Source organism: Streptomyces sp. SAS_272, assembly GCF_052543235.1.
This window is the reverse complement of record NZ_JBMNDR010000083.1, coordinates 1-16,569: the sequence shown is the minus strand read 5'-3', so window position 1 is coordinate 16,569 and position 16,569 is coordinate 1. Positions and strand designations below refer to the sequence as shown.

The 16,569-nt window shown below is 72.4% G+C and carries 18 protein-coding genes; 5 read left to right on the top strand and 13 right to left on the bottom strand.

Going from position 1 to position 16,569, the window contains the following annotated elements; genetic code table 11:
• Positions 1–89 precede the first annotated feature (89 nt).
• Both aspA and ACN6LD_RS33840 read left to right on the top strand, forming a co-directional pair.
• Positions 90–1,502, top strand: a complete 1,413-nt coding sequence (aspA, locus tag ACN6LD_RS33845; protein WP_319196158.1) for an aspartate ammonia-lyase — start codon at positions 90–92, stop codon at positions 1,500–1,502.
• A 59-nt stretch (positions 1,503–1,561) separates the two neighbouring features.
• Positions 1,562–2,500: a glutaminase gene (locus tag ACN6LD_RS33840; RefSeq protein WP_319196157.1), complete on the top strand. Its 939-nt coding sequence runs from the start codon at positions 1,562–1,564 to the stop codon at positions 2,498–2,500.
• A 173-nt stretch (positions 2,501–2,673) separates the two neighbouring features.
• Here the strand turns inward: ACN6LD_RS33840 and ACN6LD_RS33835 are convergent, their stop codons facing one another.
• The gene (locus tag ACN6LD_RS33835; RefSeq protein WP_445045159.1) at positions 2,674–4,029 is read right to left on the bottom strand and encodes a serine hydrolase; all 1,356 of its coding nucleotides are present in this window, start codon (positions 4,027–4,029) and stop codon (positions 2,674–2,676) included.
• A gap of 85 nt (positions 4,030–4,114) precedes the next feature.
• Positions 4,115–5,260 carry a transcription termination factor Rho gene (gene rho, locus ACN6LD_RS33830; protein ID WP_319194209.1) on the bottom strand — a complete coding sequence of 382 codons (1,146 nt, stop codon included), beginning with the start codon at positions 5,258–5,260 and terminating at the stop codon, positions 4,115–4,117.
• A 346-nt stretch (positions 5,261–5,606) separates the two neighbouring features.
• Here rho and ACN6LD_RS33825 point away from each other — a divergent pair, with 346 nt between their 5' ends.
• A complete protein-coding gene (locus ACN6LD_RS33825) occupies positions 5,607–6,518 on the top strand; it encodes a hypothetical protein (RefSeq protein WP_445045158.1) in 912 nt (303 codons plus the stop codon).
• A gap of 6 nt (positions 6,519–6,524) precedes the next feature.
• On the opposite strand, the gene ACN6LD_RS33820 is transcribed toward ACN6LD_RS33825, so the two are convergent.
• Positions 6,525–6,932, bottom strand: coding sequence for a nuclear transport factor 2 family protein (locus tag ACN6LD_RS33820; protein WP_445045157.1), 408 nt, complete (start codon positions 6,930–6,932; stop codon positions 6,525–6,527).
• Positions 6,933–7,012: 80 nt separating this feature from the next.
• On the opposite strand from ACN6LD_RS33820, the gene ACN6LD_RS33815 reads away from it, so the two are divergent.
• Positions 7,013–7,576: a PadR family transcriptional regulator gene (locus tag ACN6LD_RS33815; protein WP_319194203.1), complete on the top strand. Its 564-nt coding sequence runs from the start codon at positions 7,013–7,015 to the stop codon at positions 7,574–7,576.
• A 5-nt stretch (positions 7,577–7,581) separates the two neighbouring features.
• On the top strand, positions 7,582–8,352 hold the full coding sequence (locus ACN6LD_RS33810; protein ID WP_445045156.1) for a class I SAM-dependent methyltransferase: 771 nt from the start codon (positions 7,582–7,584) through the stop codon (positions 8,350–8,352).
• Here ACN6LD_RS33810 and ACN6LD_RS33805 read toward each other — a convergent pair.
• From ACN6LD_RS33805 to ACN6LD_RS33760, 10 genes are all read right to left on the bottom strand, one after another.
• Positions 8,330–9,103, bottom strand: a complete 774-nt coding sequence (locus tag ACN6LD_RS33805) for a GntR family transcriptional regulator (protein WP_445045155.1) — start codon at positions 9,101–9,103, stop codon at positions 8,330–8,332. The two genes, ACN6LD_RS33810 and ACN6LD_RS33805, sit on opposite strands and share 23 nt — an antisense overlap.
• A gap of 223 nt (positions 9,104–9,326) precedes the next feature.
• Entirely contained in the window at positions 9,327–10,493 is a 1,167-nt protein-coding gene (locus ACN6LD_RS33800) for a serine hydrolase domain-containing protein (protein WP_445045154.1), read from the bottom strand.
• 214 nt (positions 10,494–10,707) lie between these two features.
• A complete protein-coding gene (locus ACN6LD_RS33795) occupies positions 10,708–11,676 on the bottom strand; it encodes an acetylxylan esterase (RefSeq protein WP_319194197.1) in 969 nt (322 codons plus the stop codon).
• An 87-nt stretch (positions 11,677–11,763) separates the two neighbouring features.
• Positions 11,764–12,351: an Rv1733c family protein gene (locus tag ACN6LD_RS33790; RefSeq protein ID WP_319194196.1), complete on the bottom strand. Its 588-nt coding sequence runs from the start codon at positions 12,349–12,351 to the stop codon at positions 11,764–11,766.
• A 168-nt stretch (positions 12,352–12,519) separates the two neighbouring features.
• Positions 12,520–12,945: a MarR family winged helix-turn-helix transcriptional regulator gene (locus ACN6LD_RS33785; RefSeq protein WP_445045166.1), complete on the bottom strand. Its 426-nt coding sequence runs from the start codon at positions 12,943–12,945 to the stop codon at positions 12,520–12,522.
• Positions 12,946–13,216: 271 nt separating this feature from the next.
• Complete coding sequence (locus ACN6LD_RS33780; protein ID WP_319194194.1) at positions 13,217–13,528, bottom strand: SCO5918 family protein; 312 nt, start codon at positions 13,526–13,528, stop codon at positions 13,217–13,219.
• A 52-nt stretch (positions 13,529–13,580) separates the two neighbouring features.
• On the bottom strand, positions 13,581–13,781 hold the full coding sequence (locus ACN6LD_RS33775; RefSeq protein ID WP_415924945.1) for a CBS domain-containing protein: 201 nt from the start codon (positions 13,779–13,781) through the stop codon (positions 13,581–13,583).
• A gap of 7 nt (positions 13,782–13,788) precedes the next feature.
• Entirely contained in the window at positions 13,789–15,300 is a 1,512-nt protein-coding gene (locus ACN6LD_RS33770; RefSeq protein WP_319194192.1) for a DEAD/DEAH box helicase, read from the bottom strand.
• A gap of 323 nt (positions 15,301–15,623) precedes the next feature.
• Positions 15,624–15,827 (bottom strand): cold-shock protein, encoded by a 204-nt coding sequence (locus ACN6LD_RS33765; RefSeq protein WP_319194190.1) that lies wholly within the window; start codon positions 15,825–15,827, stop codon positions 15,624–15,626.
• A gap of 356 nt (positions 15,828–16,183) precedes the next feature.
• On the bottom strand, positions 16,184–16,516 hold the full coding sequence (locus ACN6LD_RS33760) for a MerR family transcriptional regulator (protein ID WP_445045153.1): 333 nt from the start codon (positions 16,514–16,516) through the stop codon (positions 16,184–16,186).
• Positions 16,517–16,569: the final 53 nt, after the last annotated feature.

The following is a 16,569-nucleotide window of genomic DNA, read 5'->3' as shown; positions in this document are numbered from 1 at the left end:
GCGGACGTCACCACGCACCGCCCGAGCCGGCCGCCGCCCCCTTCGTACCTCCACCCTCAGCGCCAGCCTCAGAAAGAGGTCGCACCCTCATGACCACCGCCGTCACCCGCAGCGAACACGACCTGCTCGGAGACCGGGACGTCCCCGCAGACGTCTACTGGGGCGTGCACACCCTGCGCGCCATCGAGAACTTCCCCATCACCGGCACGCCGATCTCGGCCCACCCGCACCTCGTCGACGCCCTCGCCGCCGTCAAGGAGGCCGCCGCTCTCGCCAACGAGGAGCTGGGTCTGCTGGAACCGGAGAAGGCGGCAGCGATCGTCGCCGCCTGCCGCGAGATCCGCACAGGCCGGCTGCACGACCAGTTCGTCGTGGACGTCGTCCAGGGCGGCGCGGGCACCTCGACCAACATGAACGCCAACGAGGTGATCGCCAACCGGGCGCTGGAGCTGCTGGGCCACGCGAAGGGGGAGTACCGGTTCCTGCACCCCAACGAGCACGTCAACCTCGGCCAGTCCACCAACGACGTGTACCCGACCGCCGTCAAGGTGGCGACGGTGTTCGCGGTGCGCGGACTGCTCGACGCGATGGCCGTGCTGCAGGATTCCTACGCCCGCAAGGCCGTCGAGTTCCGCGACGTGCTCAAGATGGGCCGGACCCAGCTGCAGGACGCGGTGCCGATGACGCTCGGTCAGGAGTTCTCCGCCTACGCCGTCATGACGGACGAGGACCGCAGCCGTCTCGCCGAGGCCGTCGAGCTGATCCACGAGATCAACCTGGGCGCGACCGCGATCGGCACCGGCCTCAACGCGCCCGCCGGCTACGCCGAGTCCGCCCGCAGCCACCTCGCGAAGATCACGGGGCTGCCGCTGGTGACCGCCGCGAACCTGGTCGAGGCCACCCAGGACTGCGGCGCGTTCGTGCAGATGTCCGGCGTCCTGAAGCGGATCGCCGTCAAGCTCTCGAAGAGCTGCAACGACCTGCGGCTGCTGTCCTCCGGGCCGCGCGCCGGCCTCGGGGAGATCAACCTGCCGCCGGTGCAGGCGGGTTCGTCGATCATGCCCGGCAAGGTCAACCCGGTGATCCCGGAGGTCGTCAACCAGGTCGCCTTCGAGGTGATCGGCAACGACGTCACCATCACCATGGCCGCCGAGGCGGGACAGCTCCAGCTCAACGCCTTCGAGCCGATCATCCTGCACTCCCTGTCGGAGAGCATCACCCACCTGCGCGCCGCCTGCCTCACCCTCGCCGAGCGCTGTGTCGACGGCATCACCGCCAACACCGAGGCGCTGCGCGCGAGCGTGGAGAACTCCATCGGCCTGGTGACCGCCCTCAACCCGCACATCGGGTACACGGCGGCCACCGAGATCGCCAAGGAAGCCCTCGTCACCGGCCGCGGCGTCGCCGAACTCGTCCTGGAGAAGGGACTGCTGCCCGCCGAGCGCCTCGCCGGTCTGCTGCGCCCCGAGGTGCTGGCGGGCAGCGGACACGCCCTGGCCTGACCCCGGCCGAACCCCCCTACGAGCTGCGACGAACGCGCCAGGACCGGCACGGAGGCACAATGGTGATCATGACAACGACGTCGTCCCTCGCCTTCCAGCCGGTTCTGGAGCGCATCGCCGAGGAGATCGAGCGCACCCCCGGCCGCGGCCGGCCCGCCGACTACATTCCGGCGCTGGCCGCCTGCGACCCGCGCCGCTTCGGCATGGCCGTCGCGGAGCCGGACGGCACGGTGTACGGCGTGGGGGACTGGCGGGAGCCGTTCTCCACGCAGTCCCTCACCAAGGTCTTCACCCTCGCGCTCGGTCTCGCCCGCGAGGGCGACGAACTCTGGGAGCACGTGGGCCGGGAGCCCTCGGGCAACCCCTTCAACTCCCTGGTGCAACTGGAGTACGAGGGAGGCATCCCGCGCAACCCGTTCATCAACGCGGGGGCGCTGGTCGTCACGGACCGCCTGCACACCCGCAGCGGAGACGCGTCCCATGAGCTGCTGGAGTTCCTGCGCGCCGAGAGCGGAAACCCCGGGCTCGACTTCGACGAGGAGATCGCCGCCTCCGAGGCCGGGCACGGCCACCGCAACGCCGCCCTCGCCCACTTCATGGCGTCGTACGGCAACATCGACAACGAGGTGCCGGTCCTGCTCGACCAGTACTTCCGCCAGTGCTCCCTCACCGCCTCCTGCGCCGACCTCGCCCTGGCGACCGGCTTCCTCGCCCGTCACGGCGTGCGTGCCGACGGCGCGCGACTGCTCACCCGGAGCCAGGCCAAGCAGGTCAACGCGGTGATGCTGACCTGCGGGACGTACGACGCAGCCGGTGAGTTCGCCTACCGCGTCGGCCTGCCGGGCAAGAGCGGCGTAGGCGGCGGCATCATCGCCGTCGTGCCGGGCCGCTGCACGCTGTGTGTGTGGAGTCCGGGTCTGGACGAGCACGGCAACTCGGTGGCGGGAGTGGCCGCGCTCGACCGGTTCACGACGCTCACGGGACTGTCCGTGTTCTGACGCCGCGTCGTCCCCCCGGTCGTTTCCACCCTGCGTGGCGTGAGCAAGCGCCATCAGCCCAGGAACTCGGCCGGCAGCGGCAGCGGCAGCGGCAGCGGCAGCGGCACCGGCAGGGCGGTGCGGTGCGGTCTCCGCCTGCGCCCGCGAGCGGGACGCGGCGCGGGGCGTCCGGGTCAGTCGCGGGTGAACCGGCGCCGCGCGACCCACAGCACCAGCGCCACCGCGGCGCCGCCGAGGACGGCCGCGCCGGCGATCTCCACGGCCGCCGGCCATCCGGGACGCCGTGGCGGATCGGCGGAGGCGACCGGGAGCGCCGTCGCCGTCCGTGTCCCCGTCGGGGACGGCGTGGACGTCCGGGCCGGCGGGGGACCCGGATGCGCCGTGGACGCCCGCGCGGGAGTCCGGGTGGGCGCGCGGGTGAAGGCCGCCTCCGGTCCCGCGACGGGAGGCGGCGGGGTGCGCAGCGCGTCGAGCGAGCCGACCGGCTCGACACGGCCGGCCGCCTCGAATCCCCAGTCGAGCAGTTCCCGCGTCTCCTCGTAGACGGCGTGGCCGCCGCCCGACTGAGGGTTCATCACCGTCACCACGAGGGTGCGTCCGCCCCGGCGGGCGGCGGCCACCAGGGTGTTGCCGGCCTTGCTGGTGTAGCCGTTCTTGATCCCGATCAGCCCGGGGTAGGGTTCGACGCCGTCGTGTCCGGTCAGCAGACGGTTGGTGTTGGCGATGCCGTACGACCATCCGTCGCCGCCCGGGAACGCGGCCTCCGCCGTGCCGCAGTAGCGGGCGAAGTCGGCGTTGCGCAGCCCGGCCCGGCCGAACACCGCCAGGTCGTACGCGGAGGACACCTGGCCGGGCGTGTCGTATCCGTCGGGCGAGCGGACGTGGGTGTCCAGTGCGCCGAGGGAGCGGGCCTTCTCCTGCATGCGGGCGGTGGTCGCGCTCCAGCCGCCGCCCAGGGCCGCCAGCACGTGCACGGCGTCGTTGCCCGAGTTGAGGAACACCCCGCGCCACAGGTCGGCGACCGTGTAGGTCTGCCCCTCGGCGACCCCGACCAGGCTGCTGCCGGGCCCGATGCCGGCGAGTTCCTCCTCGGAGACCCGGTGCCGCAGGCCGGCGGGCAGCACCGGCAGCACCGTGAGGGCGAACAGCGTCTTCAGCGTGCTGGCGGGGGGCAGCTTGCGGTGGGCGTGGGACGCGGCGAGGACCTCGCCGGTGTCGGCGTCCGCGACCAGCCAGGACAGCGCGGAGACGTCCGGCACGTCGGGTACGCCGTCGTGCGGCCTCACCTGGACGCCGGAGCGGTACAGCACCGACGTCCGCAACGCCTGTGCGCGTGCGGCGGGGGGCCCGGCGGCACCTGCGGGGGCGCCGGCGACTGCGGGGGCCGGGCCGGGGCTGCCGGGGGAGCCGGGCGGGCCTGGGGCCGCCGTGGCCGGGGCGACGGCTGCGACGGGACCGAGGGCCAGGGCGCCTGCCGCACAGAACACGCCGGCCGAGAGCGCGACCCGAGAAGAGAATCCGATCGTCATACGATCAACCTAGGAACGATCGCCCTCTTCCCCGTCCCGCACGTGCCGAGGCGGCCCGGTGAGCACCCCAATGGGGTACCTCCCCTCAGCCGGTCGGCAGGGTCGGCTGGATCAGCCGCAGGAAGGCGGCGTTGTCGGGGGTCTGCCGCAGCCGCTCCAGGAGCGTCTCCAGGTTCGCTTGGCCGTGCGCGGTCTGCAGCGCCCGGCGCAGCCCGCGCACGGCGGCCGACTCGGCCGGGGACAGCAGCAGTTCCTCACGGCGGGTGCCGGAGCCGTTGACGTCGACCGCGGGGAACACCCGCCGGGAGGCCGGTTCGCGGTCCAGGCGGAGTTCCATGTTGCCGGTGCTCTTCAGCTCCTCGAAGTAGAAGTCGTCGGCGCGGGAACCCGTTTCGACCAGGGCGGTGGCGAGGATGGTGAGTGACCCGCCCTCCTCCGCCGCACGTGCCGCGCCGAAGAACCGCTTCGGGCCGATCAGCGCGGTCGCGTCGACGCCGCCGCTGAGGGTGCGGCCCCCGGCGGCGGCCGCGTTGTTGTGGGCCCGGCACAGTCGGGTCAGCGAGTCGAGGAGGATCACGACGTCCTCGCCTGCCTCGACGAGCCGCTTGGCCCGCTCGACCACCAGGTCGGCGAGGGCGATGTGCTGCCGGGGCGCCCGGTCGAAGGTCGAGGCGTACACCTCGCCGCGCACGGAGCGCCGCATGTCGGTGACCTCCTCGGGCCGCTCGTCGAGCAGCAGGACCATCAGCCGGGCCTCGGGGTGGTTGCCGGCCACCGCGGCGGCGATCTGCTGGAGCAGCACGGTCTTGCCGGTCTTGGGCGGGGCGACGATCAGCCCTCGCTGGCCCTTGCCGACGGGTGCGAGGAGATCGGTGACCCGCCCGGCGAGGCCGGCCGCGGGGTGTTCCATGCGCAGTCGGCGGTGCGGGTGGAGCGGGGTGAGGTCGCGGAAGTGGCGGCGCCCGCGCAGTTCGCCGGGCGCGCGGCCGTCGACGCGGGCCACCTCGGTCAGGGTGCGCTGGGCGCCGCGCACCCCTTCGACGAGGTCACCGCTGCGCAGGCCGTGACGGCGGATCAGCGCCGCGGGGACCTGGACGTCGTCCGGGGTGGGCAGGCAGTCGAGCGGGCGCAGGCGGCCCTTCCCGCTCGCGTCGAGGTCGAGGACGCCGACGGCGATCCGGACCGGGGGCTGATGGTGGTCGGTGGGCTGTTCGAGTGTGGGGGCGGTCATGGTGGTGTGTCCTTTCACGGACGGAGACACGGGACGTGCGGGAGGGAGGGGGCGGCCGCAGGCGATGGGCGCGAGACGCGCCTCGGGCGGCGGGAACGGCACCTGGTCGCGACGGAGCTGCTGCGTCGACGAGGTGGTGTGGAAGGCCGCTGCACCGGCCGGGAACGGCGGGCAGAGGAGGAATCGGCACCGGCGCCTCACAAGGGGCGTACACAAGTGCCATACGCACTGTAGCACGCCGATCGGCGTGCAGGGATACTTCCGTGGTTTGCCGCAGATGTCCTCAGAGGGTAACGATCCGTGACGGCACCGGACTTGACTGCTATGTGTGCATTATCTTCACGGCATGTCCACGCCGTCTCAGCCTCCGCAGCAGCCGGAGCCGCCGTCCGGGGCGCCGGCCCAGCCGAGCGCGTATCCCTATCCGAATCCGCAGTCGCCAGCCCCCGGCGGGCCGTTGGGGTTCCCCCCGGCGGCGCCTGCCGCCCCGTCCGCGGGGGCGAGCGTCTACGCCCAGCCGACCCTGGTCGGACCCCTGGTGCCGCAGCCGCAGCCGCAGCCGCAGTCGGGCAACCCCTATGCCCAGCCCGGCCCGTACCCTGTCGTCGGGCCGCCGCCGCCCACGGGCGGAGGCGGCGCGTGGCGGGCGGTCCTGTGGGCCGTCGTCGGCGCGGTGGCGGCGTCCGCCGCGTGGGCGGCGGGCGTCTTCCTGGTCCCCGCGGGGTCCGACGTCGACCTGCGCGGCTACTCGGCGCCGGTCAACCTGTGCAACTCCACCGACTACTCGTCCTTCCAGTCGGAGTACGCGGCGAACGACAGCACCCCGACCCACAACAGCCTCGGGGACGACGCCCTCGACGAGGTGCTGTGCAACCTCAGCCTGAAGAAGACGGGTTCGAGCTATGCGGACGCGTACCTGTACGTCCAGCTGGACCTGCACAAGAAGACCGATCCGGGACCGGAGTTCACCGCCACCTGGAAGAACTACTCGGAGAGCCACTCGGGTTACGACGTGGAGGCGGTGACGGGCATCGGCGACGAGGCCTATCTCGTCAGTGACGACACCACGTCCTCCTCCTCGTCCAGCGGCTCGCTGTACGCCACCCTCGCCGTGCGCGACGGCTGGGCGACCTACACGATGAGCTACAGCGCCTACTACTCCTCGTACAGCAACGACAAGGACCCGCCGACGCTCGCCGAGGTCTCGGGCTGGCTGAAGACCGACTCCCGGGCCACGCTCGCCGAGCTCAAGGACTGACGTCCCTCAGGAGGCGGAGGCCGCCCGTGCCTCCGCCTCCTTCGCGATGTCGTCGAACCGCGCGCCCATGGCTGCCGCCAGGGCCTGCGCGCCGGACAACGGGCGGACCATGACCGTCAGTTCGTCGATGAGGCCGTTCTCGTCGACGTGGATGAAGTCGCAGCCGCTGAGCCGGCGATCCCCCACCCGTGCCGTGAAGACCAGGGCGTGATCGCGCCCCTCGCCGCCCGCCAGCTCCTGTTCGTACCGGAAGTCCTCGAAGACCTGCGACACCGCGCGCAGGATCGCCGCCGTGATCGCCTTGCCCGGGTAGGGCTTGAAGACGACCGGGCTGGTGAAGACCACGTCCTCGGACAGCAGCGCCTCGACGGCGTCGAGATCGCCGGTCTCGACGGCCTCGCGGAATGCGCGCATCGTATCTCCTCGTTCGCACCGATAGTCAATTTGTTGATTAGGTGTGTCTGAGAATAATCGCCTGCTGTTACCGTGTCCACATGTCCCTCAAGTACGCCGTCCTGGCCGCTCTTCTGGAGGGCGAGGCCTCGGGTTACGAGCTGTCGAAGATCTTCGACGTCTCCCTCGCGAACTTCTGGCCGGCGACTCCGCAGCAGCTCTACCGCGAACTGGAGCGCCTCGCACAGGACGGCCTCATCGAGGCACGGGTGGTGCGGCAGGAGCGCCGGCCCGACAAACGCATGTTCACCCTCACCGGCGCGGGCCGTGAGGATCTGAGCGCCTTCGCCGCCGTCCCGCCCCGCCGGCCCACCGCCCTGCGCGACGAGCTCCTCGTCAAGATCCAGGCGATGGACGGAGCCGACCCCGAGGCGACCCGTGAGCTGATCGAGGAGCGCATGAGCTGGTCGCGCGGCAAACTCGACCGCTACGAGCGGGTCCGCGACCGCCTCCTCGACGGGCGCACCGAGGACGAGTACCTGAGCGAGGCCGAGCGGATCGGCCCGTATCTGACCCTGCTCGGCGGCATCGCCTTCGAGGAGACGAACGTGCGCTGGTGCGAGCGGGCGCTCTCGCTCCTCAAGCGGCGGACGGCCGTAGGCTGACGTCGATGTTCAACCCCGAAGGCCCCACGCTGCGCGAACTCGCCGTCCAGGCCCTGTCGTCCGTCGAGCACGGCTACGACCTCCTCGCGCCGAAGTTCGACCACACGCCGTTCCGCACCCCGGACTCCGTCCTCGACGCGGTCGCCGCGGCGCTGAAGGACACCGGACCCTATGAGGACGGCCTCGACCTGTGCTGCGGCACGGGCGCCGGCGTGGACGTCCTGGCGACGGTGTGCCGGTCCAGCGTGACCGGCGTCGACTTCAGCGCCGGCATGCTCGACGAGGCGCGCCGGCGGGCGCCGGCGGCGGGCCCGCGGGTGTCCTGGGTGCGCGCGGACGCCCGTGCCCTGCCGTTCACGGCCCGCTTCGACCTCGTCGTCAGCTTCGGCGCGTTCGGCCACTTCCTGCCCCGGGAGCTGCCGGGCCTGTTCGCCCAGGTGCACACCGCGCTGCGGCCGGGCGGCCGCTTCGCGTTCCCGGTCCTCGCCCCGCCCCCGCCGTCCTCCCCGCTGTACTGGGCGCTCCTCGGCTTCGACGCCGCGATGCGGGTGCGCAACGCCCTGTGGCGGCCGCCGTTCGTGATGTACTACCGGGCCTTCCGGCTCGGCGAGGTGCGGCGCGAACTGACGCGCGCGGGATTCCAGGTGGAGCTGCGCGCACTGCCCGGGTTCGGGGCCCGGAGCGACGGCAGCCCACGGGTCCGCCTGGTCGAGGCGCGACGGGCGGACCCGTGCGGCGACGGTACGGACGGGGTCACCCGGCCGCCGGAAGCGTGAACGCGTAGACCAGCGCCTCCCGCCGCGTGTCCACCACCAGGTCGGTGATCTCCAGCGGACGCGCGTACTGGTCGTGCACCCGCCGGGTCACCCGCATCGACGGGGCGTCGTCGAGATGCGTGATGCAGTCCCGGTGGTGCAGGGTCAGGCCCGCCCGGCGCATCCAGTCGTAGGCGCGCCCGAGCTGCGCGGCGCCGCTCGCGCCGGCGCGCTCGCGGCAGCGGGCGAGCTCCGCCACCTCCGCCACGGCCACCGCGGAGAAGGACGTGACCGCCGTGCGCAGACCGCCGCCGTCGGCGTCGGCGGACTCGTAACGGTGGACCAGCGTCGGCCGGTCCGGGGCGAGTCCGAGCGCCTCGGCGTGCTCGGGCGGCGGCGGCTCCCAGCTGACCGCCGTCCGCGCCGTCGCCGGGGCGTCGCCCGTGGACGGTGCGCCCACCGGGAAGGCGAGGAACGCCGGGGAGCCGGCCGGGGTCGCTCCCGGCAGCGGGCCGCTCGACGGGATGTCCCGCGGGGCGACGCGGCTGCCCCGCCGGTCGGTCTCGACCAGACCCTCGCGGCGCAGCACCTCCAGCGCCTGTCGCACGGTCTCCCTGCTGACGCCGAAGTGCCCGGCCAGCCGGCGTTCGCTCGGCAGCCGTTCGCCGGGCGCGACGGTCTCGCGCAACTCGCCGAGCAGTTCCGCCGCGATCCGCCGGTACAGGGGCCGGTCGTGAGTGGACGGGTGGACGAGGGTGGTGCTGCGGGCCATGCCGCGCGCCTCCTGTGAGTGACGTGCCGTAGTCGGACGGAATCGGTGCGCCACCAGATCTAGCATTGGTCTAAACCAGCAGGGAAGAGCGGGCGGCGTGATCGGCCGAAACCGAACCGCCCCACCCCCTTCGCCGTTCCGCTCCCACGCCGTGCGCCGCCCCGTCCGACCGCGCCGCGCCCCGCCGTCGGGCGACCGTGTCACGTGGCGGTCGGGCCGCCGCTCACAGTGCGCCGTAGAGGGCGTCCACCAGCGCCGTCTTCCGCGGGTCGTCGGCGATGTGCGGGCCCATGCGGTTCATGACGTATCCGAGCGACACGCCGGCCTCGGGGTCCGCGAGCCCGCAGGAGCCGCCGAAGCCGTCGTGTCCGAAAGCGCGCGGGTTGGGTCCGTAGGAGCCGTTCGGGCCGCTGAGCCAGAGCCCCAGCCCGATCTCCGTCTCGTGCGCGAATCCGGCCCCCAGCACCAGGTCCCGGCAGCTGCCCTGCCCTTCGCGCACCCGCTCGGCGGCCTCGGGGGACAGGATGCGCCGGCCGCCGTACGTGCCCCGGCAGGCGAGGATCCCGTAGAGCGCGGCGACCGCCCGGGCGGTGCCGTGGCCGTTCGCGGCCGGGATCTCGGCAGCCCGCCACGCAGCCGAGTTGGCCTCGGCCGCGCCCGCGAGCGGGTTGGTCAGCGCGGCGATGGCCGCGGGCGACAACTGGCTGAAGACGGCCGCCTGTTCACTGGACGAGGCGGCCACCGGATGCACCAGTTCGGCGGCCCGGGCGGACTCCTTCTCGGGCAGGCCGATCGTGAAGTCGACGCCCAGGGGGCCGGTCACCTCCCGTTCCAGGAAGGCCCCCGGCAGCAGCCCCGACACCCGCCGTACGACTTCTCCGACCAGGAATCCGTAGGTCAGCGCGTGATAGCCGGACCGGGTGCCCGGCTCCCACCACGGCTCCATGGCCGCGAGGCGCCCGGTGGTGAGCTCCCAGTCGTAGAGCTGGTCGAGCGAGTGCGGTTCGCGCAGCCCCGAGAGGCCCGCGCGGTGGGACAGCAGATGTCGCACCAGGACCCGCTCCTTGCCCGCCGCGGCGAACTCCGGCCAGTAGGCGGCCACCGGCGCGTCGAAGTCGAGGAGACCCCGGTCGGCGAGGATGTGCGCGCACAGCGCCGTCGGCCCCTTCGAAGTGGACCAGACGTTGACCAGGGTGTCCCGTTCCCAGGCGCGGGTGCGGGCGGCGTCGGCCCAGCCGCCCCACAGGTCGGCCACCGTCACCCCGTCGACCGTGACGCTGACCGCGGCGCCCAGTTCGCCGCGGTCGCTGAAGTTCTCCTCGAAGGCGGTGCGCAGCGCGGCGAACCGCGGATCGCAGTGGCCGTGAACCTGTGGCACGTGCTCGGACATGGGTCCTCCGTGGTCCGCCGGAACCCCGGACCGCGACGGTGCGGCCCGGACCCACCGAACATACCGACTGGTCGGACTGGAGGGAAGCGGGCGGCAGCGGATCTCCGGAGGAATCGACGCCCGTGACCCGGCCGGGTCCGGGTCCGCGCCTGCCCGCCCGGCCCGCCCTGCCCGGGTGGCCCGGGCGGGCAGTTCAGGGCCCGGCTCCGCAGGCTCAGGCGTATGTGCGCAGCCAGCGCAGTTTGGCCGCTTGCTGGAAGGGGCCGCCGCCCTCGTGGTCGTTGAAGTCGTACACCTCGATCGCCTTGTCGTCGTGCGCCCACGCGTTGAAGGCGGCGAACACCGTCGAGGGAGGGCAGGTCTGGTCCTCGAGAGCCGCCGAGAACAGCGCGGGCGCCGCGCCGCGGGCGGCGAAGTGCACGCCGTCGAAGTACGACAGGGTGCGCAGCGCGTCCTGCGTGCGGCCGCGGTGCGTCTTGAGGAACAGGCCGATCTCGCGATAGGGGTGACGGTCCGTCAGCGTGGCGGCCCGCGGGAAGTCGCAGAGGAACGGCACGTCCGGCGCGACGCCCACCAGGTCGGGCACCAGACCGCCCACGGCAATCGTGATGCCGCCGCCCTGGCTCCCGCCGACCGCCACGGTCCGCGAGGCGTCGGTCAGCGGGTGCGAGCGGGCCGCCTCGATCGCGCGCACCGCGTCCGTGAACACCCGGCGGTAGTAGTAGTTCTCCGGGTCGTCGATGCCCCGGGTCATGAATCCGGGGTACGAGGGCCCGCCGCCCACCGGGTCCGCCGTGCCGCCCCCGCCGCCCCAGGCGCTGCCCTGGCCGCGGGTGTCCATGACGAAGTGCGCGCGGCCCGTCGACGCCCACAGCAGGTGCTCGTGCGGCAGGCCGCGCCCGCCGCCGTAGCCGACGAACTCCACGACCAGCGGCAGCGGTTGCGTCGTCTCGGTGGGCAGCGTCAGCCAGCCCCTGACCGGGTGACCGCCGAACCCCGCGAACGTGACGTCGTACACCTGCACCGTGGCCAGGCCCGTGTCGACCGGCTCGAATCGGGCGTCCAGGTCGTGTTCGCGGGCTTCCTGGAGGGTCTTGGACCAGAACGCGTCGAAATCCTCCGGCTCGGTGGAGGCGCTGCGGTACGTGCGTAGCTCTTCGAGCGACAGGTCGAACAGGGGCATGAAGGACCGCCTTTTGTTAAGTGCCCGTACGAATGATCACACCGTACGGGGACGGCGGGAAGGCTCGCCAGCCCCCGGCCGGGAGCCTCAGGCGGGCCTGCGCCGGCTCCACTGAGGTTCCGTGAGCGCCCATTCCCGCTCCCATTCGCCCAGCCGGCGGCGCATCGCCAGCCGGCGGACCACGGCGTGCCCGAGGAGCACCGTGGCGGCCGCGCCCCCGGCCACGCACACGCCCATGGTGAGCGTCTGCTGCCACACCATCGTGCTGTTCGGAGGCGGCGCGACGTTGTGACCGCGCGCATCGAACCACACGTCCACCGTCTGCCCCTGGCGCGTGCCCGCCGGCACCCGGGCGGCGGCCGTGCGGGCCGGCTCGCCCGGCGGCGTCCAGCGCACGGTCGCCCGGACCGTCTGCTGCCGGCCGCCCTCCGCCGACGGCAGCGCCTGCGGCATGCGGCCGACGACCTCGGCCCGCACCCGGTGGCGGTCGGCCTGCTGCCGGGCCGCGACCGTTCGAGCGTCGTCGTGGGCCCACTGGCCGGCCAGCGCTCCGGCCAGGGGCGCGGCGACGAGCAGCAGCACGGCGACGACGAGCGTCGCCCACGCCTCCACGACGTCCGAACGGCGTCGCAGCGGATTGTGCCGCCAGCGCCAGCCACGCACCCGGGTTCGCATGTCGACCTCCTCGCCGTCACGCGGACGAGTGCCCCCATGGGGGTTCTACCCCGTTTGGAGTACATGGTTTCACGCATCGTTCACGACGGCGCGCCGACGGCGAGCCGTTCGCACGAACCCACGCGGGGGGCGTTCGGCCTCGCCCCGGGCCGCCCCGGGGCGCGCTGATCAGGGGGCGGTCCAGGCGTTGTACCGCTCCAGGTACTCCGCGAACCGCTCCAGGTCCTCCGCCGGCCACTCGGCGAGTCGTCGGCGGAAGGCCGTGCGGCGGCTCTCGGTGACCCGGGCGAGGATGCTGCGGCCGGCGTCGGTGAGATGGAGGACGTGGACGCGGTGGTCCTCGGGGTCCTGACGCCGTTCGATCAGGCCGGCCCGCTCCAGGGCGGTGACCTGGCGGCTGACGGTGGACTTGTCCAGCGCGTAGTGCGCGGCGAGGTCGGTCGCCCGGCAGCCGCCGCTCTCCTCGAGATGACCGAGCAGTGTGTACGACACCAGCGACAGTTCGGGGTGCAGCCGGCCCGCCGAGGCCCGCGCCCGTCGCGCGAAGACCGTCATCTCGCGCTGGATGGTCTCCACGGCCTCGGCTTCCTGCATGGCCACTCCCTGCGCTCCTCCCGCGTCCGGGTGAGGCTAGCAAGTACAGCAGGAACGGCGGTATCGCCGATCCAGGTGATGCCTGGCGGTGACCGCGCCTGGGTCTGGCCACGGACTCCGCCCAGCCCTCCTGGGGCCGCCGTGATCACCTGCCCCACCGGTGTGCGCGGGGGGCCGCCCAGGAGCGATCCGGGGACGCGCCGGCCGACCGGCTGGGTCCCGCCGAAGCCGGGCGGGGGCCGCGGCCGGGCCGGCCGTCGTCACCGGTCGGTCAGACGGTTGCGGGGGCCCCGAGCATCGCGGAAGCCTCTTCCAACGGGCTGAGCGTGCGGGCGGGCGCCGCGGCTCGGGAGTCGTCGCGGCAGGTGAAGCCGAGCTGGGTCATGGCACGCAGGACTTCTTCGGCGCTGAAGTCTCGGCGGTCCTGGCGGGTGACGACCTGCCCGACCTGCTTGACGGGGTAGGTGCGACGGCCGACGATCACGGACGGCCCGAAGACTTCCTCGGGCTTGACGCCCTTCATCGATTCCAGGACGCCGCTCTTGGTGAGGTCGAAGGGGAAGCGGGCGATGACACAGCGCATGATGCCTCACAGGAGTAGAACGAGGGGATGGTTCTGCCGCGGTCGAGACGGTTCAGGGGGCCAGGGCGAGAACGCCCGGGGCGTTGCCGTGTTCGTCGACCACGGGCAGGGCGGCGAGGCGGCGGCGGCGCATCGCGTGCTCGGCTTCGGTCGTCGTGGTCACCGGGCCGGCGCCCGTCGAGCGGGGATGCATCTGCACCGCCGTCACCACGTGCCTCGTGCAGAGGCGGGCCGGATTCCTGAACCTGGACATGAAGTCCTTACGCCGCCGCGTCGGACGAGGACGGCCGGGTCCTGCGCCGGGCGGCCGAGGCGGGGCTGCGGCGGCCGCGTGAGGACGACGTGCTGCGCTGACGCCGCTCGGCGACCGGCGCGGTGATCGTCACGGGGATGCCGGAGGGCGTCTGGGCGCCGGTGATCTGGCTGAGTGCCTCGTCGCCGGCGCGGACCTGGGTGGTCTGGGGCATGATGCCGGCGGCGGTCATGAGACGGGTCATGTCGCGGCGCTGGTCGGGAGTGACCAGGGTGACGACGCTGCCGGACTCGCCGGCGCGCGCGGTGCGGCCGCCGCGGTGCAGGTAGTCCTTGTGGTCGGTCGGCGGGTCGACGTTGACGACCAGGTCGAGGTTGTCGACGTGGATGCCGCGGGCGGCGACGTTCGTGGCCACGAGCACGCTGACGTGCCCGGTCTTGAACTGGGTCAGGGTTCGGGTGCGCTGCGGCTGTGACTTGCCGCCGTGCAGGGCGGCGGCCCGCACCCCGCTGTTGAGCAGGTCCTGCGTCAGCCGGTCGACGGCGTGCTTGGTGTCCAGGAACATGATCACCCGGCCTTCGCGCGCCGCGATCTGCGTCGTCGTCCAGTGCTTGTCCGCGCCGTGGACGTGCAGCACGTGGTGCTCCATCGTGCTGACCGCACCCGCGGACGGGTCGACGGAGTGGACGACCGGGTCGGTGAGGTAGCGGCGGACCAGGCGGTCGACGTTGCGGTCCAGGGTGGCGGAGAACAGCATCCGCTGGCCCTCGGGACGGACCTGGTCCAAGAGTGCGGTGACCTGGGGCATGAAGCCCATGTCGGCCATCTGGTCCGCCTCGTCCAGGACGGTGATGGCGACCTGGTTCAGCCGGCACTCCCCGCGGTCGATGAGGTCCTTGAGCCGTCCCGGCGTCGCGACGACGACCTCGGCGCCGCTGCGCAGCGCGTTGGCCTGCCTGCCGATCGACATTCCGCCCACGACCGTGGCAAGACGCAGCTGCACCGAGCGGGCGTAGGGGGTGAGTGCGTCGGTCACCTGCTGGGCCAGCTCACGCGTCGGGACGAGGACCAGGGCCAGCGGCTGGCGGGCCTCGGCGCGTTGTCCGGCGGTGCGGGCCAGCAAGGCCAGGCCGAAGGCGAGGGTCTTGCCGGATCCGGTGCGCCCGCGGCCCAGGGCGTCGCGGCCCGCGAGGGTGTTGGGCAGGGTCGCGCCCTGGATGGGGAACGGGACGCTGACGCCTTGCGCGGTCAGCGCGGCCAGCAACGGCTTCGGCATGTCGAGGTCGGCGAACGTCTCGACCGCCGGCAGTGCGGGAGTGATCGTCTTCGGCAGGGCGAACTCGCCCTGCACCGCTGCGGGCCGCCGGCCGTAGCCGCCCGAACGGCTCGGACCCCCTGAACGGCTCGGGGCGGATGATCCGAAACGGCTGCCCCGCTTCGAACCGGCGCCGGAGCCGAAAGCGGGCCCGTCGCTGCGGTTGCGGCGGGAAGAGCGGTCATTGGTGCGTGCGGAGTTCATTGAGAACCTTCCTTGATACGGCACGTACCAAGGAATTCCCGCAGCGGAAGCAGCGCGGGGAATCACAAGAACGGACCGAATGGACGCGAAAAGAATCTGGAGTGCAGTGGATCTGGTGCGGATTGCACCGAACGAATTTCTGACGCCGTATGGACGTGAAATCCCGGGGGGCTGCCGGTTGCGCCTCGGACGAGGCGCGCGTCCCTGGACGAGGGACCGCGGACGCTTCTCTTCCCGCAGGTCGCACCACTGCGGGAAAAAATCCGTAGCTGGGGCCCGCACCCCGAGGGATGCGGGCCCCAGCTACGAAGTGCGCGTCAGCGTCAGGCGAGGACGATGTTCTCGGCCGTCGGGCCCTTCTGGCCCGCCGCGATGTCGAAGGTGACCTTCTGGCCCTCGATCAGCTCACGGAAGCCCTGGGCGGCGATGTTCGAGAAGTGGGCGAAGACGTCGGCGCCCCCGCCGTCCTGCTCGATGAAGCCGAAACCCTTGGCTGCGTTGAACCACTTCACAGTGCCTGACGCCATGTCATATCTCCTCTTGGGCAGTACGCCGGGACCCGCGATGCACGGATACCGGGTCGCCGCGATGATGCCCCGTCCGGGAAACGACCGGCAATACGAAAACGCCGCCGACGGCTGTAGATGCCGACGAATGGCGTCTGAAGTTTTTGGGAACCACAACTGCAACTGAGATCAACAGTAGCATGAGATGGCGGGCCGACTGCGGTAAATGGGGCCGTCCTGATGATTACGGCAAAAACACTTTCCGCGTGACGGGTCAAACCCTCACCTCGCGGCCATAGATATTGACCCACCCGAAGCGCAGCGTTCGAGGGACGGCGGCCGCTGTTGAGCGCTTGAGGCGATGACCGCGCACTGCCTCAGGCCGCGGGTGGTTCGGACGCCTCGGCGGCGCGGCGGTGTTCGGCGTTGATGCGCTGTGCTTCTTCGAGTTGGTCTTCGAGGACGACGATGCGGCAGGCGGCCTCGATGGGGGTGCCCTGGTCGACGAGCTCCCGGGCGCGGGCGGCGATGCGCAGTTGGTAGCGGGAGTAGCGGCGGTGTCCGCCTGCGGAGCGCAGCGGGGTGATGAGGCGGGCTTCGCCGACGGCGCGGAGGAAGCCCTGGGTGGTGCCGAGCATCTCGGCGGCCCGGCCCATGGTGTAGGCGGGATAGTCGTCGTCGAGACGGCCGAACGAGTCGTCTGCTGTCATCGCACCTCTCTGTGGAACGCGTGGAGGGGCCCTGGGGGGGGGCCGGCACCAGG